This is a genomic window from Rhizobium sp. 05L419 (genome assembly GCF_056397845.1).
On the sequence record NZ_JBFTOF010000010.1, the window covers coordinates 42,649 to 64,274 of the forward strand.

A 21,626-nucleotide genomic window follows, 5' to 3' on the forward strand; every position below is an offset into this window, starting at 1 on the left:
CAATGAACTTCCGTCGCCTTGAAGGGATCCGAACCGACGACCCTGTTTTTACGAAAACCTTTTCCTCTCAAAGGCGCGAGCAGCGGTGATTGCACACACCGACCGCTCTGCGGTCATTGACCCGGCTTCGCCAACTCTAAAACAACGCGCTAACCGTTAGGTACCTATCGGTCCTGTCTCCATCGGTAGAAATCCACGAACGCACGGAAGGCCGGCGAAGGAAGGCGACGGCTCGGGTAATAGAGATGGTAGCCTTGGAATGTCGGACACCAGTCCTCGAGGACATTGCGGAGCGAGCTGTTTTCCACATGTTGGCGAACCAGGTCTTTCGGCACGTAGGCGAGCCCGATTCCGTCGAGAGCAGCGTCGATTGCCGAGGCGATATTGCTGAGCGTCAACGGTCCTTCCACCCGGACACTGAACTCACGACCGTCTTGCTCGAACTCCCATGCGTAGAGCGTCCCAGATGTAGGCAGCCGCAAGTTGACACAGTCGTGGCCTGTCAGTTCCTGAGGGTTTGATGGAAGCGGAAACCGCGCGAAGTATGCAGGCGCGCCCACAACAGAGTAGGTGACATCCGGCCCCACCCGAACAGCTATCATGTCGCGAGCGACGGCCTCGCCAAGCCTGAGCCCGGCATCGAACTGGCGCTCGACGATATTGGTGAACCCGTTATCCACGATGAGTTCTACGGTGATGTCCGGGTTGTCTCTGAGGAAAGCGGGAAGCCTCGGTCGGAAGACCAGATCGATAGCGTCATCGGGGCAGACGATACGGACATGCCCCGCTGGCCGATCCCTCAGTTCCTTGATCGCATTGATTTCCGACGCGATGCCTTCAAAATGGTGTGTAATCCTCTCGACAAGACGCTCCCCTGCGGCTGTCGGAGCTACGTCACGTGTCGTCCTCGCAAGGAGACGTACACCGAGCCGCTCCTCCAGCGCCCTGATGGTATGGCTTAGAGCCGAGCGTGTCACACCCAGCTTCGCCGCTGCGCGCGTGAAGCTACGCTCCCGCGCCACCTCCAGGAAGGCTTTCATTTCCGCGAATTCGTCACGACGCATTGTTGAGTCTCCTTCACCACAACATACAGACTATACCCTCTAGTGGCTCGAAACCAACCTGACTATCTTGCTTCACAACAGAAGCGAGATGCACGAATGACTGAGATCACACTGCAGGAAGGTTTTACAGGGCGCGTGAAGACAACGCCTTGGGGCGCGGTCGCCTGCCTATCGCTCCTCACCTTTCTCCTGGTGGGGCTCGAGTTCTTGCCGACCAGCCTTCTGACCCCGATCGCCCGGGACCTCTCTGTCACAGAAGGTCAAGCGGGGCTTGCGATCGCGGTGTCCGGCTTTTTCGCGGTCATTACCAGCCTGTTCGGAAATATCGTCTTGAGCAGATTGGACAGGAGAACAGTTGTCCTCGTCTATACCGCGGTGTTGGCGGTCTCCAGCCTCGTGGTAGCGCTTGCAGGCAGCTTTCCAGTTTTCCTGATCGGCCGAGCGATGGTCGGCATCGCGATCGGCGGCTTCTGGTCGCTCTCGACTGCCATCCTCGCACGCCTCGCATCCGGCCCCGACCTCCCCAAGGCCATCGCCCTGCTTCAGGGTGGGACCGCGTTGGCGATCGTTGCCGCCGCGCCGCTCGGCAGTTTCCTCGGCAGTCTCATCGGCTGGCGAGCTACCTTTCTGATTACCGTACCCATCGGTCTCGCGGCATTGGTATGGCAACTCGCTGTGCTGCCGAAGATGCCGCCCGCCGCAGCCGTATCGGTGACTCAAATGTTCGGGTTGCTCAGAAAGCGCGCCTTCGCGATCGGAATGGCGGCAACGGCGCTCGCGTTCATCGGCATGAACTCGCTATCGATCTACCTGCGGCCGTTCCTCGAACGCGTCACTGCCCTCGATATCAACATCCTGTCCATGGTCCTGCTGGGCTTGGGCGTTGGCGGACTGGCCGGAACGTTTGCAATCGGGCTCGTGCTGCGACGACATCTGAGTGCTGTATTGATCGGGATTCCATGCGTCCTCGCGTTCCTCGCAGTCCTCCTGGTCGGCATCGGCTCATTCAAAGCCGTCACAGCAGCCGTCCTCGTGCTGTGGGGCTTCCTCTCAACGCCGATTCCCGTGGCGTGGAACACGTGGATGACACACATCATTCCGGACGATCTCGAAGCTGGCGGCGGACTTCAGGTCGCGTTGATCCAGTCTGCAATTGCGGGAGGCGCTTTCGCCGGAGGGATGCTCTTCGACACCGTCGGTTGGTGGAGTGCGTTTCTGCTGGCTGCCGTCCTGCTCGCCGGGYCTGCCGTGCTCGCCACAATGTCGCGTCCCGGCACCCAACACCAATCCAAATTTTGAACTGGAGATCATCATGGCCCAGGGGATCGAAAACAAGGTCGTGGTGATTACTCGCGCAAGCAGTGGACTGGGTGAGGCGACGGCCCGACATCTGGCCGAGCGTGGGGCCATCGTCGTCCTTGGTGCTCGCAGGGCCGATCGCATCAAGGCACTCGCCAATGAACTCACCGCAAAGGGTCATAAGGCAAGAGCCGTCCAGACAGACGTGACTAATCAGGTTAAGCATCTCGTGGACTCGGCAGTCCGGGAGTTCGGCCGCATCGACGTCATGCTGAACAATGTGGGCCTGATTCGTTTTGCCCTCGCCCTTTTCCGGGGCTGGAACGCGATTGATACCGACATCGATCACGGTGGCGCCGGGCTTGACCCAATCCGCCTTGACCATTTCCGGGCGACCGACGGCAGCAACGAGAATATCGGCATTGCGGCAGACTGAAGCGAGGTCCTTTGTGCGCGAATGGGCGACAGTGACCGTAGCATTGGCGGCCAGAAGCAGCGTAGGTTCGAACGGCAAGGCCGGGCTTGACGCCGGCTTCACGCTCGAGCGAAACAGTTGCTGATTTCACTGCATCGATCACGGATGCGGCGGCCTGCTTGCCATCGATGACAATCGCCATGCTTTAGCCCATCCGCTCGGACTTGTAAGACCCCGGGCTTGCCGGGAAGACGATCGTCTTGTTGCCGTTCATGAACACACGCTGGTGGATGTGGGCGTGCACGGCGCGGGCCAGGACCTGACTTTCGACATCGCGGCCGATTGAGACGTAGTCTTCCGCCGATTGCGCATGGGTAATGCGGGCCACATCCTGCTCGATGATCGGACCTTCATCGAGATCCTCTGTGACGTAGTGGGCTGTCGCGCCGATCAGCTTCACGCCGCGCTCATAGGCCTGCTTGTAGGGGTTTGCCCCCTTGAACGATGGCAGGAAGGAGTGGTGGATGTTGATGATCCGGCCCGACATCTTCTTGCAGACCGCCTCCGACAGAACCTGCATGTAGCGGGCAAGCACGATCAGTTCGGCTCCGGATTGCTCGACGATTTCCATCAGCCGGACTTCGGCCTGTGGCTTGTTCTCCTTGGTCACCTTCACATGGTGGAAGGGAATGTCGTGATTGACGATGACCTTCTGATAATCGAAGTGGTTGGAGACGACGCCGACGATCTCGATCGGCAGCGCACCGATCTTCCAGCGGTAGAGCAGATCGTTCAGGCAATGGCCGAAACGGGAGACCATCAGCAGCACCTTCTCGCGGTGTTCGCTGTCACGGACTTGCGTCTTCATGGCGAAACGCTCGTTGACAGCGGTAAAGCCCTTTTCCAGCTCCTCCATCGTTGCGCCTTCCTGGCTGATGAAGGTGAGACGCATGAAGAACAGCCCGGTTTCGAGATCGTCGAACTGCGAGCTGTCGGTGATGTAACAGCCCTTGTCTGCGAGATAACCGGTAATGGCCGCAACGATGCCGCGGGTGGATTTGCAGGATACGGTCAGCACATAGCTTTTCATTCGCGTTCTCGGTCGCTGAGGATAACGGGAGTGTAAAAAAAGCGATGCGGTGGAGACACCGCATCGCAAGCCCACGCCAGGGAGGTTCTAGGCGCGGGACTTTTTGCGCTGGCGGTGCACGTCGATCACGACGGCAGCGACGATGATCGCGCCCTTGACGATCTCCTGGTAATAGGCGCCGACCTTGAGGAAGGTGAAACCGGAGGTGACGACGCCGAGAATGATCGTGCCGATTACGGTGCCGGTAATGCGGCCGACGCCGCCGGAAAGCGAAGTGCCGCCGATGACCGCTGCGGCAATCGCATCAAGTTCGAAGGCGACACCCATATTGGGCTGACCTGACTGGGCACGGGCGGCAAGCATCACCCCCGCAAGGCCCGACAGCAAGCCAGCAACTGCATAGACCTTGATCAGATGCTTGCCGATATCAATACCGGACACGCGGGCGGCTTGAGGGTTGGCGCCGATGGCATAGGTGAACTTGCCGTAGCGGGTGTAGGACAAGGCTATATGAAAGATGATCGCGACGATGAAGAAGACAATCACCGTGCGCGGCACGGGAAAGCCGCCAACCTCGAAGCTCTGCCCAAGCCAAGTGAAATTCTCATTTAGAAGTGCGACCGGCTGGCCTTCCGTGTACCATTTTGCCAAACCGCGGGCCGACACCATCATGCCGAGCGTGGCGATGAAAGGCGGGATACCGGTTTTCGCGATGATGACGCCGTTGACGTACCCCAGCAGCAGACCAAGAGCGAGGCCGACCGCAATCGGCCAGAACGGACTGGCGTCGATGAACCAGCTCAATCCGAATTGCGCATATTCCGGCTGCAGAAACACCGCGCGTGCGTTCATTGACGTCTGCGCGAAGCTGGCGGCAACCATGGCAATGAAACCGACCATCGAGCCCGAAGACAGATCCACGCCCCCCGTGATGATAACCTGCGTTACGCCGACGGCGATGATCCCGGTCACGGCCACCTGCAGAACGATGATGGACAGGCGCTGCTTGTTTGCCAGAAAGCTCTCGCCGACGACGTACCAGCCCAGAATCTCGAAAACCAGAGCGATGCCGACAAGCACGACCAGGATCGTAAATTCGGGCGGCAGACGGCGGATCTTCTTCAAGCCCGTCTTCGATATGCTGGTCAGTTCGTTTGTCCCTTCAGACATGATTTCCTCCCCCCAGGGCCGTCAACGCGACGCCAGTTCCATTATTTTGACCTGATCCGCTTCGGCACGATCGAGAATGCCGGTCACGCGCCCCTCGTGCAGGACGACAATGCGGTCGCTCATGCCCAGAACCTCCGGCATTTCGGAGGAGATCATGATGACGGCAACGCCCTGGCCGGCAAGTTGCGAGATCAGTCGGTGAATTTCGGCTTTGGCGCCCACGTCGATGCCGCGGGTCGGCTCGTCCAGAATGAGGATTTTCGGATTGGTCATCAGCCAGCGACAGATGAGAACCTTCTGTTGGTTGCCGCCCGACAAATTGATAATCGGCTCGCGCATATCGGGCGTGCGAACTCGCAGCTGGTTCGCCATGATCTCCGCCTGGTGGCGCAGCTTCTTCTGCTGTACGAAACCGAACCGGGCGTAACGCTGCTGCAGCACCGCGATCTGGGCGTTTTCCTGAATATCCAGGAGCAGGAAACAGCCGGTCTCTTTTCGATCTTCCGTCAGGAAGGCCATACCATGGCGCATGGCGACAGCAGGAGACGCCACCGCAACGTCCTTCCCAAAAAGCGTAATCGTGCCTGCGTCTGCCGGTGTCACGCCGAAAACGGTCTCCGCGACATTGGAGCGGCCGGACCCCACCAACCCGGCAAAGCCAAGAATTTCACCGGCACGGAGATCGAAGGTGACGTCCTGGAATACACCCTTGAGCGTCAAGCCCTTCACAGACAGGACGACATCGCCGATGTCAGCCGGCTGCTTTGGGAACATCTGCGTAATCTCGCGCCCGACCATCATGCGAATGATATCGTCACGCGTAACATCGGCCGATTGACAGGTCGCTATATATTTGCCGTCGCGAAACACCGAGAATTCGTCGGCGATCTCGAAAAGCTCGTTCATCTTGTGGGTGATGTAGATGATGCCTTTGCCGGCCTCCCGCAGAGACCGGATGATGCGGAAGAGATGGTTCACCTCCTTGTCGGTCAGGGCCGAGGTCGGCTCGTCCATGATTAGCACGTCGGAATCGAAGGACACCGCCTTGGCGATCTCCACCATCTGCCGGCTTGCAACGCTGAGCTTGCCGATCTTTATGCCAGGATCGATGTCGATGCCCAAGGCTTCGAACAACTGCTCGGTTCGCCGGCTCATCTCGGTGTGATCGATCAAGCCAAACCGGCCATACGGTTCACGGCCAATCCAGATGTTTTCCGCGACCGTCATCGGTGCCATCAGGTTGAGTTCCTGATGGATCATCGCGATACCGTTCTGCAGGGCATCAAGCGGATTTTTCAGCCGGATGATTTGGCCACGCAGGCGAAACTCGCCGCTGTCCGGCGTATAGATGCCGGCCAGGATCTTCATCAGGGTGGACTTGCCGGCGCCATTCTCCCCCATCAGGGCATGAACGCTGCCACGCCTAAGCTTCAGCTGCACACTGTCGAGAGCGACAACGCCTGGAAACTCCTTGCGGACATCCTCGACCTCCAGCAGGAATTCGCTGTTGGGAACGGCACCGCTGTGTCGCACCGCCTGCATGGTCTCTGGGCTAATCGTTTGCAATCCTGCCACGGCATCTCCTCCCTGCAGGGTCCGCCACCCGAAGACGACGGACCGAGCATTCCAATGGCTCAGTTTTTGGTGACAAACTTATCCATGTTTTTGGGTGTGACGAGCTGGAAGGGGATCCAGACTTTGCCGTCGATCTTATCACCCTTGGCAAGTTTGATGGCGGCATCAACCGCACCCGCACCCTGGCCAAAGGCATCCTGGAACACGGTCACGTCGAGATCGCCGGCCTTCATGTAGGCCAGGGCTTCCTGGGTCGCATCGATACCGCCGACGACAACATCCTTCATGTTCCAGCCGGCAGACTTCATGGCATTGATCGCACCGATCGCCATGTTGTCGTTGTTGGCAATCACGGCGGCGGGCTTATGGCCTGCGGCGATCCAGTTGGTCATCAGGTCCTGCGCCTTGACCGGGTCCCACACGGCGGTTTGCTCGTCGATGATCTTCATGCCAGCGCATTCCGGCGTGGCAATCACATCATGGATATCCTTGGTGCGCTGCACTGCCGCCTGGTTCGCGAGGTCTCCGACCATGACAAGGATATCGCCCTTGCCGCCGAGGAAACGACATACTTCTTTGGTTTCCAGCGTACCGGAGTCGACTTCGTTCGACGCGACGAAAGCGCCCTTGGGACCAAGCGCGTCAACATCGACGGGCATGCGGTTGACATAGACGATCGGGATGCCGGCATCATTGGCAAGCTTGGTCATCGGTGCTGTTGCCGAGGTATCGACGGCATTGACGATGATCGCATCGACCTTAGCTGCGATGAAATTCTGGATCTGCGACAATTGCTTCTGCACGTCGTCGTCAGCGATTTCAATCTGGACAGGCTGGCTGGCGTCACCGGCAGACTTCTCGATACCCTTCCTGAGCACCGTCAGGAACGTGTCCGAATTGGCCATCGAAACGCCGATGTCACCTGCATGGGCACTGGATGCCATTAGGACACCCAGCAGGGCGCCAGCAAAGAGTTTCTTCATGTCTTCCTCCTTTTTCGGTGCCGGCGATCACCTGGTTTGCGCCGGTTCCGCCTCCTCCCGGGAGGCAATGCATCACCGCAGCGCCGCTCCTCTTGGCGTCGCAGAGATCCGTTCAGAGCTTTTGGCGCACATACTCCACACTCGCACGAACAATGCCTTCGACATCGGCGCTGGCGTGGACAGAGGGCGAGAAAGGCTCGAAAGAGAATGGTCCCGAGTAGCCGGCAACCAGAAGGCTGTGGATCTGCCCGACATTGTCGAGGCGATCGTTTTCGGTGACCATGACACGGTGGGGATCGCGCATATCGTCGATAGCGACCTGCGGATCATCGACACCGGAGATGTGTACGAGACCGGTCAACTGGGGAAAGATTTCCGGTTCGCCCGCAAGGACATGATGGAACGTGTCATGGACCAGCTTGAACCGGTTTGCGCCGCCGACGGCAGCAATCGCCTCGGCCGCTTCCTTTTTGGAGCGAAGCGAACAGATCTGGAAACCGAGCGGCTCGACCAGCCCGATCAGGCCGGCTTGCTCCAGAATGAGCTTCAACGCGCCCAACGCCTTTTTCAGGCTTTCCTGCCGTTCGCCGTCGCGCTGGCCCGTACCGTCGTTGACGGGAACCAGAACAAGGGCCTTTGCACCGCAGGCGGCGGCATAGTCGGCAAGTTCCGTCGCTTCCCGCTCCCGCGCCTCGTTCCAGTCGTTGAAGCGCTGCAAGGCATTGATGGAAAGAAGAACAGCGCCCTCTGCCAATGCCTGAGCGCGGATCGCCTCCGGCGACGTGCCGTCAAGGATGGCGTTGCCCTCGAGATCGTTGCGGATTTCGAACTGGCGAATTCCGACGGCGTGCCCAACCTTGAGCAATTCAGCGAAAGAAAGCGAAGGCGCAACCATGTGGTTCAGCGCAAAGGTTGGTCCTGCCATGAATATCTCCCGAAACTTCTTATCCCGGGCGGCTCGTCTCCCCTGCCCGGTGAACAAAAGGTCATCAGGTTTCATGACATTCGTCAAAGCGGAATCAGCAGGATTCTCCTTCATTTCTGATATAATTTGACAACGTCTTTGATGTAATTATTGCATTCAATACCTAGATATTTTCGGGCACATACATCTCGAATGGAAGGAAGGTCTGCCCCGGCACGTTGGCTGGCCCATTCTCGATCGCATCGACCATCAACTGCACAAGATCACGGCACAGATGCTGAAGCGGCGTGCGGACGGCAAGCGTGACGACATCATCGGCAAGGCCCGCGCGGGAATCCGGCGTCAACTCATTGACGACCACCACATATTTCCCGGCAACCCGTTCTTCCCTAATCGCGGATATCGCCCCCTCCATGCCGCCGCCTGCGACGTAAAGGCCTACGAGATCTGGATATTTCTGGATCAAGTCCACTGTCGTCTCGTGGGTGATCTCAGCCATATCGAGATTGACGAAGGTATCGAGGACCTCGAACTCCGGCGCGCACTCCCGAAAGAACGACCGAAAGCCGATTTCCCTGAGTTCGTGACCGTTGAAGCGGTGACTGCCAACGAAGACGGCCACCTTTCCCGGCCGCTTGGCCGCCTTCATGATCATCCAGGCAGCGGTTCGCCCGACCTTGCGATTGTTCAAGCCGACATAACCTTCGCGGATACCGGGAGCGAAATCGGAGAGAAGCGAGAACACCGGGATGTGCCGGCTCTTCAGATCCTCCACAACGGCCGCAATCGCCGGATAATCCGGCGACACCATCGCCACGGCATGGCAGCGCGATCCGACGTCTTTCAGCTTTTCGGAACGCTCGACGGGCGTCTGACTTGAGGAATATTCGATTTGCGCGATGCCCCTGATGCCGGGATGGTTCTGAACGGCACCTTCAAGCTCGCGTGCGAAGGCCTGGTAGAATGGCTGATCCGGCTTCTGCAGAACAAAGCCCAGGCGATACTGCGGCAGCCCTTCGAACACGCGCTGCCGCAACAGGCTGACAGCGTGAAACCCGATCTCGTTCGCCGCCTCGTAAACCCTCCTGGACGTATCTTCCCGGACCTTGTGACGTCCATTCAGAACGCGATCGACAGTCGCCACGCTGACACCCGCCGCCTTTGCAAGATCGGCGATCGTTGGTCTCGATCCCATCGTCTACCCTCCCATTTCTGAGATTAATATATCATGGAATGGAAATTAAATGATAGCTTTTGATAGAATATATCGCAGCCCCATTGAGATCGGCTGAAAGCGCGATAATCCTCTTGCCATCCGTCAAGAACAAGACGTCGGGACCGGGTCCCGCGGATCGAGGAGCACGTCATGGCGAGGATTGCGACGAAGCGGGACTACAGTCTTTTGGGACAAGACGCGCAGGCTGCCGTCGAGAACGGACTGTCGGCGGCTGAATGGTATCATACCGATGTCCCGCGCAAACAGATGAAGGAGCTGATGAAACGCGAGGATGGACCCGCGATCCGAGACACCGCGATCTGGCTCGGCTGTCTCGTGCTTTTCGGCGGGCTTGGCATCTATTTCTGGGGAACCTACTGGGCGATCCCCTTCTTCCTGGCGTACGGGGTTCTTTACGGCTCCGCATCCGACAGCCGCTGGCATGAATGTGGCCATGGCACGGCCTTCAAGACGATGTGGATGAACAATGCCGTCTACCAGATCGCCTGCTTCATGATCATGCGCAATCCAGTCACCTGGCGCTGGAGCCACACTCGCCATCACACGGATACCGTGATCGTCGGTCGCGATCCCGAAATCGCCGTCATGCGTCCGCCGCATCTCCTGCGGCTGATCCTGAATGTCTTCGGCCTGTTCGACGCCAGCTATTCGATGATCGACATGATCCGCAACGCTTTCGGCATCATCAGCGCCGAGGAAAGCACATTCATTCCAGAAAGCGAGCAGCCGAGGGCCATTCGCATCGCCCGGATATGGCTTGCCATCTACGGCGCAACGATCGCGCTTGCGGTCACCATGGGCTCCATCCTGCCCCTGATGCTGATCGGACTGCCGCGGCTCTACGGTGCCTGGCACCACGTCATGACGGGTCTTCTGCAGCATGGCGGCCTGGCCGACAATGTCGTCGATCATCGGCTGAACAGCCGCTCCGTCTATATGAATCCGGTAAGCCGCTTCATCTACTGGAACATGAATTACCATGTGGAGCACCACATGTTCCCCATGGTGCCCTACCATGCCCTGCCGAAGCTGCATGAGATGATCAAGCACGATCTGCCGGCACCCAATCCTTCGATATTGCACGGCTATCGCGAAATGATCCCGGCCTTCCTGCACCAGCTCCGCAACGAGGATTATTTCTTAAAGCGGGAGCTGCCTGCGACCGCCAAGTCCTATCGTGAAGAGTTGCACGGCGATGTCATGGCGCCGGCCGCCGAATAAGCCGCGACAAAACTGAGGAGGAGGAGAAAACCATGAGCAACTGGGTCGACGTGTGCGCCACCGACGACATTGACGAGGAAGATGTCATTCGCTTCGATCACGAAGGAAAGTCCTTTGCGATCTATCGCAGCCCGGAAGACAGCTTTCACGCGACAGATGGTTTTTGCACGCATGAGAACGTCCATTTGTCACAAGGCCTGGTGATGGACAACATCATCGAATGTCCGAAGCACAATGGCCGCTTTAACTACAAGACGGGCGAGGCTAAGGGTGCCCCGGTCTGCATCAATCTCAAGACCTATCCGGTTCGCGTTGACGGCGGACGTCTACAGATCGAGGTCGGCTGAGATGGCAGCGTCTGGAATGGTGATCGTCGGCGCCGGTGAAGCCGGCGTTCGCGCTGCCTTCGCGCTTCGCGAGCGCGGCTATCAGGGTACTGTCACCCTGATCGGTGGCGAGGCATGCCTGCCTTACGAACGCCCGCCCCTGTCAAAAGCTGACAGCAATGCCGCAGCAGCCAAGCTGATTGCGACAGAAGATCGTTTCGATGATGCCCGCATCGCCTTTCGGCCGGGCATCGAGATCAGCGGTATCGATCCTGCGGCAAAAGAACTGCACGTCGAAAATGGTGATGCGATCGCCTATGAACGCCTGTTGCTGGCAACGGGTGCACGACCGCGACAGCTTCCACACCTGCCTCTTGGCGCACGGGTCCATGTGCTGCGCACACATCCACAGGCCCTTGCCTTGAGGGCGTGGATGAAGCCGGGATGCCATATCGCGGTCCTGGGTGGCGGTTTCATCGGTCTTGAGCTTGCGGCAATGGCACGCAGCCTGGGCGCAAGCGTCACGCTGGTCGAAATGCAGCCCCGCATCCTCCTGCGCGGCGTGCCGGAAAAAATCGCGCTTCGTCTTCAGGACCGACACCGTGCGGAGGGCGTGGCGCTGCATTGCGGCCAGGCGATCACGGCGATTGCAGCCGATGATACGGGTGTCGAAATTGGTCTTGCCGACGACACGATGATCTCGGCGGATATCCTTGTGGTTGGCATCGGCGCCCAACCCAATACGGAGCTGGCCGAGCGTTGCGGACTTCTCGTCGACAATGGCATAGCCGTCGACTCACGCCTTGCCACCAGCGCGACCGACATCTTTGCCGCCGGCGATTGCTGCTCCTTCCCCATCCCGCATTATGACGGTCGGCGCTTTCGTCTGGAATCCTGGCGGAATGCCCAGGAACAGGGCGCTTGTGCAGCGGCGAACATGATGGGTGAGACCGAACACTTCACCTCCGTTCCATGGTTTTGGTCCGATCAATATGATCTGACCCTCCAGGTCGCAGGGCTCGCCGATGGCGCAAGCCACGTCATCGAGAGAGCTTTGTCGAGCGAAGCGGAAATCCTGTTCCACCTCGACGACAACGGGCGCCTTCTCGCCGCCAGCGGCCTCGGGCCGGGAGGTGCCGTCGCCCGCGACATCCGCCTGGCGGAAATGCTGATCGCCCGGGGCAACCGCCCCGATCCGAGCGTTTTGGCAGACTCGCAGGGCAAGCTCAAATCATTGCTGTAACCTTTCATAGCCGGGAATGAATTCCATGAAATCTCATCGACTTACAATTGCCGACCTGCTGGCGCTGAAAGGTAAGAGGCAACTCAGTATGCTGCGTGTGGTGACACTTGAAGAGGCCGAAGCTGCGGAAAAGGCCGGTATCAAAATGGTCTCCGTGCCCCCTGCCCTTTTGACAGCAGCCTTCCGTGAGGCGGCACCGACCGTCTTTGCCGTCCCCGGTCTGGAGTATGGCGATTTCGTCACGGCAGAGGAATATCTTCGCGCCGCATTCACAGCCATGCGGGCCGGCGGCGATGCCGTCTATTGCGCCGCTAGCCTTTCGATCATCCGCCGCCTGCGGGATGAAGGCATTCCCGTCTGCAGCCATGTCGGCCTGATCCCCTCGAAGGCCACCTGGACCGGCGGCTTTCGCGCCGTCGGCAAGACGGCGGACAGTGCATTCGCGATCTGGCAGGCTGTCAAGGCGCTGGAGGAAGCCGGAGCATTTGCCGCGGAAATCGAAGTGGTCCCTTCCGAAGTGGCAAGCCTCATCAGCGCAAACACGTCGCTGTTCATGATCTCGATGGGCGCCGGCGCCGGCTGCGATGCCCAGTATCTCTTTGCCGACGACGTGCTTGGACAGAACCGCGGGCATGTGCCGCGCCATGCCAGGGCCTACCGCAACTTCGCCGCCGAGTTGGATCGCCTCCAGCAGGACCGTATCGCCGCTTTCCGCGAATTTCGTGAAGATGTGGAAAGTGGCTCCTATCCGGAAAATCGACATATGGTTGGCCTGAGCGAGGAAGAGCTGGTCGGCTTCCGCGAAAAAATCGCAAATCAGCCAGCTCCCACGGCAGTGAGCAAGTGACGCATAGGCTTGGGAGCTAGGGTTTTGGAATCGGGATTCGGCTGATCATCGGCGAGCCGGACAGTACGAACAAAAACACAAGCGGTGGAGTGTCTGGTCCGCTATCACCAGTTCACCAAACCAGAGGCCGCTTCCCACCGCATCACGTACGGCCGCGATCGTCAGTATCAAAACGAGGACGACGGATGTCCGGATGGGCGCTCCGTCGTTGGCATCACCATAAGCTTTGCCACTGCCAAACGCTGTAACCGTATCATTCCCGATGCCCCATGGCCTTGTCCGCTGCTGACGACAATTGTGTCGTTCCCCGCATCACGGTTGATCGTGGTGTCGGCGTCAATTCCATCGCCGTAGTTGAACGACGCCCCCACATAGAGTTGGTCAGTTCCGATTCCGCCGCTTAGCGTGTCCGAACCGTCACCACCAAGCAGCTGATCGTTACCGTCCCCACCCGAGGGAGCCACCGGTCTGATCTCGCAACAGGAAATCGATGCAGCCAAAAGCGACTGGCACGAGACGTGCGACCTGTTCTTCCGGCAGGCCGGCAACCGGCACAAAGAGATTCAAAGGGTCATGCGCGCTCATCGCGATCCACTCGAGCCGATCAAATCGCCGGCACCTCCACCGGCTTGTCGAACGCAAGGTACCCGTCAATGAGATGGTGCTGCACGCAGCACTTCGCGGCTCGGCACTCCATCACAAACTGAGAAATAGCGGGGAGGTCCAGATGCGCGATTGGTCGGTCTGGCGAGCGGTGATGAACAACGGATGCTCGCGCCCCTTCTCAAGTTTCAAGGCGTCGATGTGGATTTCCCCCTCCAAATCGCGTGCCAACGTCTTCTCCGTGACGCATTCGAGAGAGATCCGGAGTTCGACGCCGGGAATATCCAGGTTGATCGCGCCGGAGGCGAGCAGCTCGCAGCCTGAGACCGAAAGGTTGACTGACGGCGCATCGATGTGCGGCGGCGGCTGTAGTGGATCGCCGACCTTGACATAGCCATAAAGATTGGCGCGGACGTCGATCCGGCTGCCAGCAAGGTCCGAAAGCGATAGTTCGACGCCGTCCACGTCGCCATGGGTCGCCGACTGAAAGCCTATGGTCGTCGCATCCTTTCGCCAGGCGCATTGTTCGGGATGGTCAAATCCTACGCCGCGGTGGCCAAGAAGCGCAGCGCCTGTCACGACTATCTCGCCCTGCCAATAGGCTGCACGGTAGCGATCCTTGATCCGCGCGCCCCCGAACCGTAGACGCATGCGGCGATTTGAAAACCCGGCCTCCTGATGCAGGTTCCGCGTCCATAGCCGGCGATCCGCATCATAAAGGCTGACCTCTTCCCACCCCTTATCGCCCAGCAGGCGATAGACAAGCGGTTGAGCAGGAACGGCAGCAACGACTTCGCCCATCCAGCTTTCGCCGAGGCGCAAACTCGCAAAGCTGCGTTCGCCCGTAGTGGCGAATGTACGCCGCGCGCGCAGGGCCTTGCCGACCGAAGCGCGCTCCAGCGTTTCGGCAAAGACCCCTGTCAGGCCACCACGTGAACCGAATGCTGCCGTCGCCGGTGCGCCGCCGCCACAGCGGCCCTGATGTTCGTCGCTGGCAGCAGACGCCCCAAGCCGATGTCCACGGCTTAGCGCGTCGACATAGTTCCAGTGGAATTGTCCCCAGGCCGATGAGATTTCGGTCAGGCGTTCGAGCTCTGGGTGATGCCAATCGAAAATGCAGCGTCGGCCGCCGACATGCGGGATCATCAAATGGCCCTCAGGATCGTCGGCATAGGCCGCCCAAAGCTCATCCACCGGCCAGACCCCCGGCCGGATCGTGCCAGCGGTGAATTCGTTCCACTCGAAGGAGCGTACGGAGCGGCCCTCGTCGTCGAAAGGGAAACGCGGCTTGCCGTCCCGAAGGAAGACGACGTTGCGGTCTCCGCCAGCGGCAGAATTGCCGCACCATTCGGTGCCGGGATAACAGACGAAACGTCCAGGCTCGTTCAATTCGCCGATCAGTCCGACCGCTTCATTCCATTTGGTTTCGGTGATGTTGAAGTCATTGACTGTATAGCCGACGATATCGAGACCGGCGATGTCGCGACCATAGCTTAGATTATAATAGGTATCGTTGGTTCCGACCGTGTCCTCGGAATGGACGTGGAGATCAGCATAGTAGAGCTGGTATTTGCTTTTCAGCGGTTCGACCTGGACATAGGCAATCGCCGGCTCAACCGGAATTCCGTCAGCTTCGGCTCGCAGCCGCCATTCGCCATTTTGCCCGAACGATAGCGCTATCTGCGTTGCTGCCCAGCCGTCTGATGCGAAAGCCAGCCTCTCTTCCCGCGTGCTGCCATCCGGGCAGCTCACAATCACGCGACCGTCGATCGTCTGGTCGCGGCAGGTATTTCCCCATTTGTCATCGACGCGGGCGAGAACTCGCACAGGCTGCCCTGGTTCGGCAAGGCGGGGCGCGATGAGGTTGATCGCATGAGGCATGCCAGGAACGATATCGATGGCGCAATCGCCGGGAACTTCGGCGAATTTCGAGCTGCCGAGCGGATCGATGAACATCCGGAAGCGGAAGTTTTTCTCAACGAAAGTTTGCGCCCGCGTGCCGGCACCGCCCTGCCGCCGATCGCCGAGACGAATGGTGATACGATCACCGGGATTGAGATAGCCGTCGACCACATCGATGATGATTGCCTTCTGGAAAGGACGCTCATGTCCCTTCTGATCGAAGCGGACCTTCAACCCCCTCACCGTCGCCGGACTCTGGCCGGCGAACGGAGCGGCCGCATGATATTCCGCCGAGACATAATTGGCGCCGGTTGGATCGGAGGTCTGGAAAAGCGCCCAGTCGGAATAGAATTTGAAGGCAAGCTTCAACCACGCGCCATCGGCAAGCCCGACCGCACCGATTTCGTACACCAGGCTCAACTCTGTCCATTCGCCGGCGATCAACGTCTTGCGATCACAGGCAAGCCGGCCAAGAAACGGCAAGGATTTGATATGATCGTAAAGACCGCTTGGGGCAACCGCGTCCAGTGCCGCCGGCTGCCGGTTCGAATTCGTTAACATAGCTCTGGCCTCATTGTTGTCCGCGCCAGTTTTCGTAGTGGCGCTCGATACGTCGGAACACCAGGCTCTCCATGAGCCAGGCGATAAGTCCGATCAGCGCGACGCCGAGCAGCACCTCGCTGGAATTTCCGGTTTGACCACCCATGGCCACCATCCATCCGATGCCTTGAGACGCACCGATCATCTCGGCGGCAACAAGGGCTCGCCAAGCTTGCGAAAAGCCGATGCGAAGCGCCGTGGTCACGAAGGGAAGCGACGCCGGCAGATAGACGTACCGTAAAAGCTGCAGCTTGCTGGCACCCAATGTTCTTGCGGCCCGCACTTCGCCGCCCTGGATCGTCAGCACACCTTCCTGGATCGCCGTCGCCATCGGGAAAACGGCAGCGATGAAGATTACCACCGCAATGGACAGATAGCCGATGCCAAAGAAGATCATCGAGAGCGGTGCCCAGGCAATTGGCGGTATCGCCATGAACAGCCCATTGAGCGGACTTATGAACTCACGAAACCCGGTCGAAAGCGCAGCGGTCGTGCCGAGCACCAGCGCCGCAAGCGTAGCGGCGAGGAAGCCGCCGCTTTCCCGCAACAGGCTAGCCGCTACCTGGTGCCAGAGATCTCCCGAACCGATCCAGCGCCCGGCCTCCGATGCCACGTCCCACGGCTGAGGCAATACATAGGACGGAACCTGGCTTGCAGCCAGGCACCACACGACCCCAAGAGCCGGAAGCGATGCCCAGCTCCAGGAGGGTTTTGGCCATGCGATCAATCCGGACATTTCAGTTCTGCGCGCCGGTTGCCCGCGCCCAAAGGGCAGTATCAATGACGTTGTCGGCCTTCAATGGTTGGGAAAGAATGCCAAGCGTCCGCGAATAATCCATCAGCCGCTGGATGAAGGCACGATCGACGCTTTCGATGGCATCGGACCAGCCGAGCCGCTTGCGCGCCTCCGACACGATCGCTTGCGCCGGCACGACCTTGCCATCTGCAGACTGCACGGCTTCCAGCTTGAATGCCTCGGCAATGATCTTGTCGGCTTCTTCCGGATGCTCGCTGAGGAAAGCGATTGCCTTATGATGGGCGCGCAAGAGTTTGATGATATCGTCCGGCCTCTCGCTGACGACTTTGCGCGTAGATGCGATCACATACCAAGGATAATGCGGCAGGGCCTCATTGACATCGAAGACAACCCGACCTGCGCCACGCAAGACCGACTGGCTGACGAAAGGTTCCCATTCGAAAGCCGCATCGACTACACCGGTGTCGAGTGCCGCATTCATATTGCCGGCTGGCATCTGCAAAAGCTGAAGATCGGTTTCGGGATCGAGCTTGGCGACGTCCTTGAGGATATAGCCCCGCAGCAGCACATCCATACCGCTACCGCGATTGACGCCGGCCAATCGCTGTCCCTTAAGATCGGCAAGTGTACGGATCGGGCCGGATGCCTTGGCAACGAGGGCTGCCTGACCGTAATTGACCTTGGCGAGGATGACGCTGTCGAGTCCGCGCGCAAACCATTGATAGACTGGCGGAGCACCGACATAGGCCACATCGACATCGCCGGAAGCCACGGCCTGCTGGATCACCGGACCATCGCCAAATGACTTGAGCTCGACCGCAAGCCCTTCTTCCTTGAAGAAGCCCTTCTTGTCGGCGATCAGGACGGGCGCGTTGGCCATCGCGGAAACCCAACCGATGCGTAGAGGCTGTGAATCACCCGCCAAAGCCGGCGCGACGGCGAGCAGCGCCATGGCGGCGGTAAGAATAGTTCTTTTCATCGTCTTAAAGGCCTGCATTCTGACGAGCTCCTGAATGATTGAGGGAGGCTGATTGTCTGAGTTGGGTGATCGCGCCGATCCGGCGCATGATCTGATCGGCATAATCGGCAAAACGCGCGGCGCTCTGGACTTTGTGACGGTCTCGCGGGCGTGGCAGATCGATGAGTATCTCGCTGTCGATACCATTGGGAGGAAGGCCCAAAACGACCACGCGGTCGGCAAGGAAGACAGCTTCATCGATATCGTGGGTGATGAAGATGATCGTCTGGCTGAGCTCTGACCAGAGCCGCAGCAATTCCTCATTCATCTGGATGCGGGTAATCGCGTCGAGAGCCGCGAAAGGTTCGTCCATAAGCAGAATGTCGGGCTCAAGGGCGAGCGTCCGGGCAAGCGCGACGCGCTGGCGCATGCCGCCCGACAATTGGTGCGGAAGGTCGAGCGCCGCCGCCTCCAGGCCGACAAGGGAAAGATAGTGGCGCGCTTTTTCTCGCTGCTCAGCGGCACTCGTCTTGCCGCCCATCTTTAGCCCGAAGCACACATTGTCTTCGACCGAGAGCCAGGGGAAGAGGTTCGGGGATTGGAAAACATAGCCGAGCGCCTGCATTTCCGGAAAGACCGGCTGACCGTTGACGCATACCCTCCCCGCGGTCGGCTTAAGGAAGCCTGAAAGCAGATTAAGCATGGTGGACTTGCCGCAACCCGAGGGGCCGAGCAGCGCCACGAATTCTCTTTTTTTCACCGTCAGCGAAAAATTGCGAAAGACCTCGCGGCCGTTCTTATAGGCGAAGCCAATGCCATCGACCGAGAGTACGGCCGGCGGGTGGAAAGGGGTGACAATTTCCATAGACGACTATTTCCATAGACAAAGGCGTTATGGAATAATACATTTTAATACATGTATGACAAGCCCCCTCAATCGACAGAACAAAGCATGCCCTGTATGACCGCTGAAACCGTTCAGACCGATTGTTATGAAATGCCAATTGTCAGGGATAATGCCACCACGCTCTACCGGCAGATCGCAGCCCGGCTACAGGATGAAATCCGAAGCGGTCGGTTCGAGCCGTCCGGCAGGCTGCCATCGGAGGCAGAGATCGGCACTCGCTTTGCCGTCAGCCGTGTCACCGTCAGGCTGGCGCTGGACGAGCTTGCCCGGAAGGGATTGATAGAGCGGCGCAAGGGCAAGGGCACCTACGTCGCCGGCAAGGAAGTCCGACATGAGCTCGATACGCTGCGAAGCTTTCACGAATCCCTTATTTTGCAGGGATTGAATGCCAGCATGCGTATCCTTTCCGTCGACACGACGCGGACGCCGGAAACGATCGCCGCTGCGCTTGGCAGGGGTTGGGAGACATGCCTTTCCCTTGAGCGCCTTCACCTCGTCGACAACGAACCGATCGCGCTCGGGCGTAGCTTTCTGCCGACGGCACTGGCGAAATTGTCTCGCGATGAGATGGAAAGCCGCCCGACCTATGCGATCGTCTCTGCGCTTGCCGGGCTCGATGTCGAGCGGGCTCATGTCGCTATCGGCGCTGAAACCGCGGATCCGCAGCTTGGCGCAATCCTCAAAGTTCCGGCAGGAACCGCGCTGCTCGTCATGGAGCGGACGTCGTGGTTCACGGACGATACACCGGCCGAGCGATCGACCTTTTATGTCCGTCCCGAACGCTATCGTTTCGTCATGAACAGCGTCTTCCAGCCTTGATGCGCCGCGGCCAGCAATCGACATGGCAGAGCTTTGCGCGCGGCACGTCGAGCCAGGTTGACTATCTGAACGGCGAGATCATTCGATCTCGGGCGTCTTTACGGTGTAGCCACACCCAAAATGCCGCCTTTCAACGCGCGGCGAGGCTTGCACGCGATGGCGGCAAGCCGGGCTCGCTGGACATTGCAGAGGTTAGATGGCCGGTCTGACCGGAAAGATGACTTCGAACATGCGCGATCCGTCCGAATTCCTCTGGTACATCCCCAACGACGTGAAGGCCGGTCATCGCGGAGATGTCGCGGCCGAAGGCCATAACAACCTCGACGCACTGACGACGCAGGCGAGCCATTGAAAGACATGGATGGAACGGCGCCTTGATCGGCACCGGCTGGGGCCGTCCCGACACATTCACGATCGCGACAGCGCTTGCGCGACAATGATGACGTTCGAGCCCCTGTGGCGTTTTGCATTTAATGGGGGTCTTCCTCACCTTGTGTGGAGATCGACCGTTTTGATCGGCACCATCCGGGCGAGTGGGGTGGGCATGTTCGACCTGGCCCGCTTTTGAATTCCAGGCACGACCCGTGATTCCCGTCGAGGACGCTGTCCGGGTTGAACAAGGTTAGGACGGCCGTAGTGCAGTTCAAAGGATGTAATCCCTGGATTTGGCACGGGCAGCGATGTCTTGCCGACTATTGCAGCGCATCCACCGCCTTCACGGTTGGATAGGCGGCGTGGACTTTGTCGAGCATAGTCCCGAGGTCGTTTGTCGTGGTCCATTTGATGCCAAAGCTGCTGACCCAGACGGTAATGTTCAGTGCCGGAATCTGGACGGTTTTTGATTGGCACGGTGGCCGGCTTCAAATCGGAATTGCCGGCTCTCTGAACAATGGTCCCGTTGAGATCCCCTGCAACAGTTTGAAATTGATAGGAAAATCGGAACATCACTGGGGTCATGGGCGACGCCGGTATGATCGCTTTCTCCACAAAACAGAGTATATTTTAACGACATAGGCCCCATCTCCACGGGGTCATCCTTGGATGCATTTTCACAATCTTCAGCCTGGGATGCGGTATTTCAAGTATTCGCGCATCTGGCTGAGGGCTATAGCTCGGGTCAGGCCTTCCGATTGCAGGCCGGCCCGCAGCCAGAGCCCATCGATCAGGGACGTGATCGCCAGCGCCACGGCCTCGCATTCGGCACGTGGCAGCAGATGCACCAGCGCCGACATCAGATTGGAACGCATGCGGGCATGGATCACCTTCTGGATGCGGGCGAGTTGCGGCTCTCGCGGCACCTCGGCACAGAGCGAAAGCCAGGCGTAGCAGATAGAAGGCCGGAAGAAGCGCTCTTCGAAATTGCCCTCGATGATCGCCTCCAGCCGCTCGTAAGGCGTCGTCGCCTGTTTCAGCCGGGCGCTCACCGCCTCGCTGAGTGAAAGGTTCGCCTCGCGCATCGCATGCTCGAACAGCTCCTGCTTGCTGCGGAAATAGTGCAGCACGATGCCTTTGGAGGCGCCAGCATGGGTGGCCACCTTTTCCAGCGTCGCGCCTGCCATGCCTTCCCGCTGCAGCACTTCGAAGGCCGCCTGTCGCAGCTCCTTGCGCCGGATCGCGCTGATTTTAGTCAGTTTCATGCTCGTGCCCGTTCATCTTGTCTCCACCATTGACAATTCTTCCGCAAA

19 protein-coding genes and 4 pseudogenes are annotated in these 21,626 nt (G+C 59.1%); 9 read left to right on the plus strand and 14 right to left on the minus strand.

Going from position 1 to position 21,626, the window contains the following annotated elements; all coding sequences use genetic code 11:
• Positions 1-164: 164 nt before the first annotated feature.
• On the minus strand, positions 165-1,064 hold the full coding sequence (locus AC1DMK_RS14870; protein ID WP_037068405.1) for a LysR family transcriptional regulator: 900 nt from the start codon (positions 1,062-1,064) through the stop codon (positions 165-167).
• Between the two features lie 96 nt (positions 1,065-1,160).
• Here AC1DMK_RS14870 and AC1DMK_RS14875 point away from each other — a divergent pair, with 96 nt between their 5' ends.
• Together AC1DMK_RS14875 and AC1DMK_RS14880 are read left to right on the plus strand one after the other, a co-directional pair.
• Positions 1,161-2,363 carry an MFS transporter gene (locus tag AC1DMK_RS14875; protein ID WP_477859963.1) on the plus strand — a complete coding sequence of 401 codons (1,203 nt, stop codon included), beginning with the start codon at positions 1,161-1,163 and terminating at the stop codon, positions 2,361-2,363.
• 13 nt (positions 2,364-2,376) lie between these two features.
• Positions 2,377-2,664 (plus strand): annotated as a pseudogene (locus AC1DMK_RS14880) (SDR family oxidoreductase); the annotation flags it as partial.
• Here the strand turns inward: AC1DMK_RS14880 and AC1DMK_RS14885 are convergent.
• The 7 genes and pseudogenes from AC1DMK_RS14885 to AC1DMK_RS14915 form a co-directional block, all read right to left on the minus strand.
• Positions 2,629-2,859 (minus strand): annotated as a pseudogene (locus AC1DMK_RS14885) (bifunctional methylenetetrahydrofolate dehydrogenase/methenyltetrahydrofolate cyclohydrolase); the annotation flags it as partial. The pseudogenes AC1DMK_RS14880 and AC1DMK_RS14885 sit on opposite strands and share 36 nt — an antisense overlap.
• 124 nt (positions 2,860-2,983) lie before the next feature.
• Positions 2,984-3,868, minus strand: a complete 885-nt coding sequence (gene purU / locus AC1DMK_RS14890; protein WP_477859965.1) for a formyltetrahydrofolate deformylase — start codon at positions 3,866-3,868, stop codon at positions 2,984-2,986.
• An 87-nt stretch (positions 3,869-3,955) separates the two neighbouring features.
• The gene (locus AC1DMK_RS14895; RefSeq protein WP_037068410.1) at positions 3,956-5,038 is read right to left on the minus strand and encodes an ABC transporter permease; all 1,083 of its coding nucleotides are present in this window, start codon (positions 5,036-5,038) and stop codon (positions 3,956-3,958) included.
• Positions 5,039-5,059: 21 nt separating this feature from the next.
• Positions 5,060-6,580 carry a sugar ABC transporter ATP-binding protein gene (locus AC1DMK_RS14900; RefSeq protein WP_477860160.1) on the minus strand — a complete coding sequence of 507 codons (1,521 nt, stop codon included), beginning with the start codon at positions 6,578-6,580 and terminating at the stop codon, positions 5,060-5,062.
• A gap of 92 nt (positions 6,581-6,672) precedes the next feature.
• A complete protein-coding gene (locus AC1DMK_RS14905) occupies positions 6,673-7,596 on the minus strand; it encodes a sugar ABC transporter substrate-binding protein (RefSeq protein WP_477859967.1) in 924 nt (307 codons plus the stop codon).
• Positions 7,597-7,708: 112 nt separating this feature from the next.
• Positions 7,709-8,521 (minus strand): TIM barrel protein, encoded by an 813-nt coding sequence (locus AC1DMK_RS14910; RefSeq protein ID WP_477859969.1) that lies wholly within the window; start codon positions 8,519-8,521, stop codon positions 7,709-7,711.
• A 163-nt stretch (positions 8,522-8,684) separates the two neighbouring features.
• The gene (locus tag AC1DMK_RS14915; protein WP_037068421.1) at positions 8,685-9,716 is read right to left on the minus strand and encodes a LacI family DNA-binding transcriptional regulator; all 1,032 of its coding nucleotides are present in this window, start codon (positions 9,714-9,716) and stop codon (positions 8,685-8,687) included.
• 171 nt (positions 9,717-9,887) lie between these two features.
• Here AC1DMK_RS14915 and AC1DMK_RS14920 point away from each other — a divergent pair, with 171 nt between their 5' ends.
• Genes AC1DMK_RS14920 through AC1DMK_RS14935 form a run of 4 tightly spaced genes read left to right on the plus strand, consistent with a single transcriptional unit; the run spans position 9,888 to position 13,395 of the window.
• Positions 9,888-10,979 (plus strand): fatty acid desaturase family protein, encoded by a 1,092-nt coding sequence (locus tag AC1DMK_RS14920; protein WP_477859971.1) that lies wholly within the window; start codon positions 9,888-9,890, stop codon positions 10,977-10,979.
• Between the two features lie 32 nt (positions 10,980-11,011).
• Complete coding sequence (locus AC1DMK_RS14925) at positions 11,012-11,326, plus strand: MocE family 2Fe-2S type ferredoxin (RefSeq protein ID WP_477859973.1); 315 nt, start codon at positions 11,012-11,014, stop codon at positions 11,324-11,326.
• Between the two features lies 1 nt (position 11,327).
• Positions 11,328-12,548 (plus strand): NAD(P)/FAD-dependent oxidoreductase, encoded by a 1,221-nt coding sequence (locus AC1DMK_RS14930; RefSeq protein WP_477859975.1) that lies wholly within the window; start codon positions 11,328-11,330, stop codon positions 12,546-12,548.
• A gap of 25 nt (positions 12,549-12,573) precedes the next feature.
• The gene (locus AC1DMK_RS14935; protein WP_037068448.1) at positions 12,574-13,395 is read left to right on the plus strand and encodes a 3-methyl-2-oxobutanoate hydroxymethyltransferase; all 822 of its coding nucleotides are present in this window, start codon (positions 12,574-12,576) and stop codon (positions 13,393-13,395) included.
• A 167-nt stretch (positions 13,396-13,562) separates the two neighbouring features.
• Here AC1DMK_RS14935 and AC1DMK_RS14940 read toward each other — a convergent pair whose 3' ends face one another.
• From AC1DMK_RS14940 to AC1DMK_RS14960, 5 genes are all read right to left on the minus strand, one after another.
• Positions 13,563-13,859, minus strand: a complete 297-nt coding sequence (locus AC1DMK_RS14940) for a calcium-binding protein (protein ID WP_477859977.1) — start codon at positions 13,857-13,859, stop codon at positions 13,563-13,565.
• Between the two features lie 232 nt (positions 13,860-14,091).
• Positions 14,092-16,461, minus strand: a complete 2,370-nt coding sequence (locus tag AC1DMK_RS14945; RefSeq protein WP_477859979.1) for a hypothetical protein — start codon at positions 16,459-16,461, stop codon at positions 14,092-14,094.
• Between the two features lie 10 nt (positions 16,462-16,471).
• Complete coding sequence (locus AC1DMK_RS14950) at positions 16,472-17,236, minus strand: ABC transporter permease (protein ID WP_037068430.1); 765 nt, start codon at positions 17,234-17,236, stop codon at positions 16,472-16,474.
• Between the two features lies 1 nt (position 17,237).
• The gene (locus AC1DMK_RS14955) at positions 17,238-18,236 is read right to left on the minus strand and encodes an ABC transporter substrate-binding protein (RefSeq protein WP_477859981.1); all 999 of its coding nucleotides are present in this window, start codon (positions 18,234-18,236) and stop codon (positions 17,238-17,240) included.
• Between the two features lie 4 nt (positions 18,237-18,240).
• Positions 18,241-19,080: an ABC transporter ATP-binding protein gene (locus AC1DMK_RS14960; protein WP_477859983.1), complete on the minus strand. Its 840-nt coding sequence runs from the start codon at positions 19,078-19,080 to the stop codon at positions 18,241-18,243.
• A 96-nt stretch (positions 19,081-19,176) separates the two neighbouring features.
• Here AC1DMK_RS14960 and AC1DMK_RS14965 point away from each other — a divergent pair, with 96 nt between their 5' ends.
• From AC1DMK_RS14965 to AC1DMK_RS14975, 3 genes and pseudogenes are all read left to right on the plus strand, one after another.
• Entirely contained in the window at positions 19,177-19,941 is a 765-nt protein-coding gene (locus AC1DMK_RS14965; protein WP_477859985.1) for a GntR family transcriptional regulator, read from the plus strand.
• An 8-nt stretch (positions 19,942-19,949) separates the two neighbouring features.
• Positions 19,950-20,150, plus strand: a pseudogene (locus AC1DMK_RS14970) (ketopantoate reductase family protein); the annotation flags it as partial.
• A gap of 20 nt (positions 20,151-20,170) precedes the next feature.
• Positions 20,171-20,398: pseudogene (locus AC1DMK_RS14975) on the plus strand (LLM class flavin-dependent oxidoreductase); the annotation flags it as partial.
• Between the two features lie 601 nt (positions 20,399-20,999).
• Here the strand turns inward: AC1DMK_RS14975 and betI are convergent.
• Entirely contained in the window at positions 21,000-21,578 is a 579-nt protein-coding gene (gene betI, locus AC1DMK_RS14980) for a choline-binding transcriptional repressor BetI (RefSeq protein WP_477859986.1), read from the minus strand.
• Positions 21,579-21,626: the final 48 nt, after the last annotated feature.

Bases quoted from the DNA above. Each gene is read 5' to 3' on its own strand.
- AC1DMK_RS14870 (WP_037068405.1), bottom strand. From the start codon at position 1,064: ATGCGTCGTGACGAATTCGCGGAAATGAAAGCCTTCCTGGAGGTGGCG.
- AC1DMK_RS14955 (WP_477859981.1), bottom strand. From the start codon at position 18,236: ATGAAAAGAACTATTCTTACCGCCGCCATGGCGCTGCTCGCCGTCGCG.
- AC1DMK_RS14910 (WP_477859969.1), bottom strand. From the start codon at position 8,521: ATGGCAGGACCAACCTTTGCGCTGAACCACATGGTTGCGCCTTCGCTT.
- betI (WP_477859986.1), bottom strand. From the start codon at position 21,578: ATGAAACTGACTAAAATCAGCGCGATCCGGCGCAAGGAGCTGCGACAG.
- AC1DMK_RS14905 (WP_477859967.1), bottom strand. From the start codon at position 7,596: ATGAAGAAACTCTTTGCTGGCGCCCTGCTGGGTGTCCTAATGGCATCC.
- AC1DMK_RS14960 (WP_477859983.1), bottom strand. From the start codon at position 19,080: ATGGAAATTGTCACCCCTTTCCACCCGCCGGCCGTACTCTCGGTCGAT.
- AC1DMK_RS14925 (WP_477859973.1), top strand. From the start codon at position 11,012: ATGAGCAACTGGGTCGACGTGTGCGCCACCGACGACATTGACGAGGAA.
- purU (WP_477859965.1), bottom strand. From the start codon at position 3,868: ATGAAAAGCTATGTGCTGACCGTATCCTGCAAATCCACCCGCGGCATC.
- AC1DMK_RS14935 (WP_037068448.1), top strand. From the start codon at position 12,574: ATGAAATCTCATCGACTTACAATTGCCGACCTGCTGGCGCTGAAAGGT.
- AC1DMK_RS14915 (WP_037068421.1), bottom strand. From the start codon at position 9,716: ATGGGATCGAGACCAACGATCGCCGATCTTGCAAAGGCGGCGGGTGTC.
- AC1DMK_RS14950 (WP_037068430.1), bottom strand. From the start codon at position 17,236: ATGTCCGGATTGATCGCATGGCCAAAACCCTCCTGGAGCTGGGCATCG.
- AC1DMK_RS14920 (WP_477859971.1), top strand. From the start codon at position 9,888: ATGGCGAGGATTGCGACGAAGCGGGACTACAGTCTTTTGGGACAAGAC.
- AC1DMK_RS14930 (WP_477859975.1), top strand. From the start codon at position 11,328: ATGGCAGCGTCTGGAATGGTGATCGTCGGCGCCGGTGAAGCCGGCGTT.
- AC1DMK_RS14965 (WP_477859985.1), top strand. From the start codon at position 19,177: ATGACCGCTGAAACCGTTCAGACCGATTGTTATGAAATGCCAATTGTC.
- AC1DMK_RS14945 (WP_477859979.1), bottom strand. From the start codon at position 16,461: ATGTTAACGAATTCGAACCGGCAGCCGGCGGCACTGGACGCGGTTGCC.
- AC1DMK_RS14900 (WP_477860160.1), bottom strand. From the start codon at position 6,580: ATGCAGGCGGTGCGACACAGCGGTGCCGTTCCCAACAGCGAATTCCTG.
- AC1DMK_RS14895 (WP_037068410.1), bottom strand. From the start codon at position 5,038: ATGTCTGAAGGGACAAACGAACTGACCAGCATATCGAAGACGGGCTTG.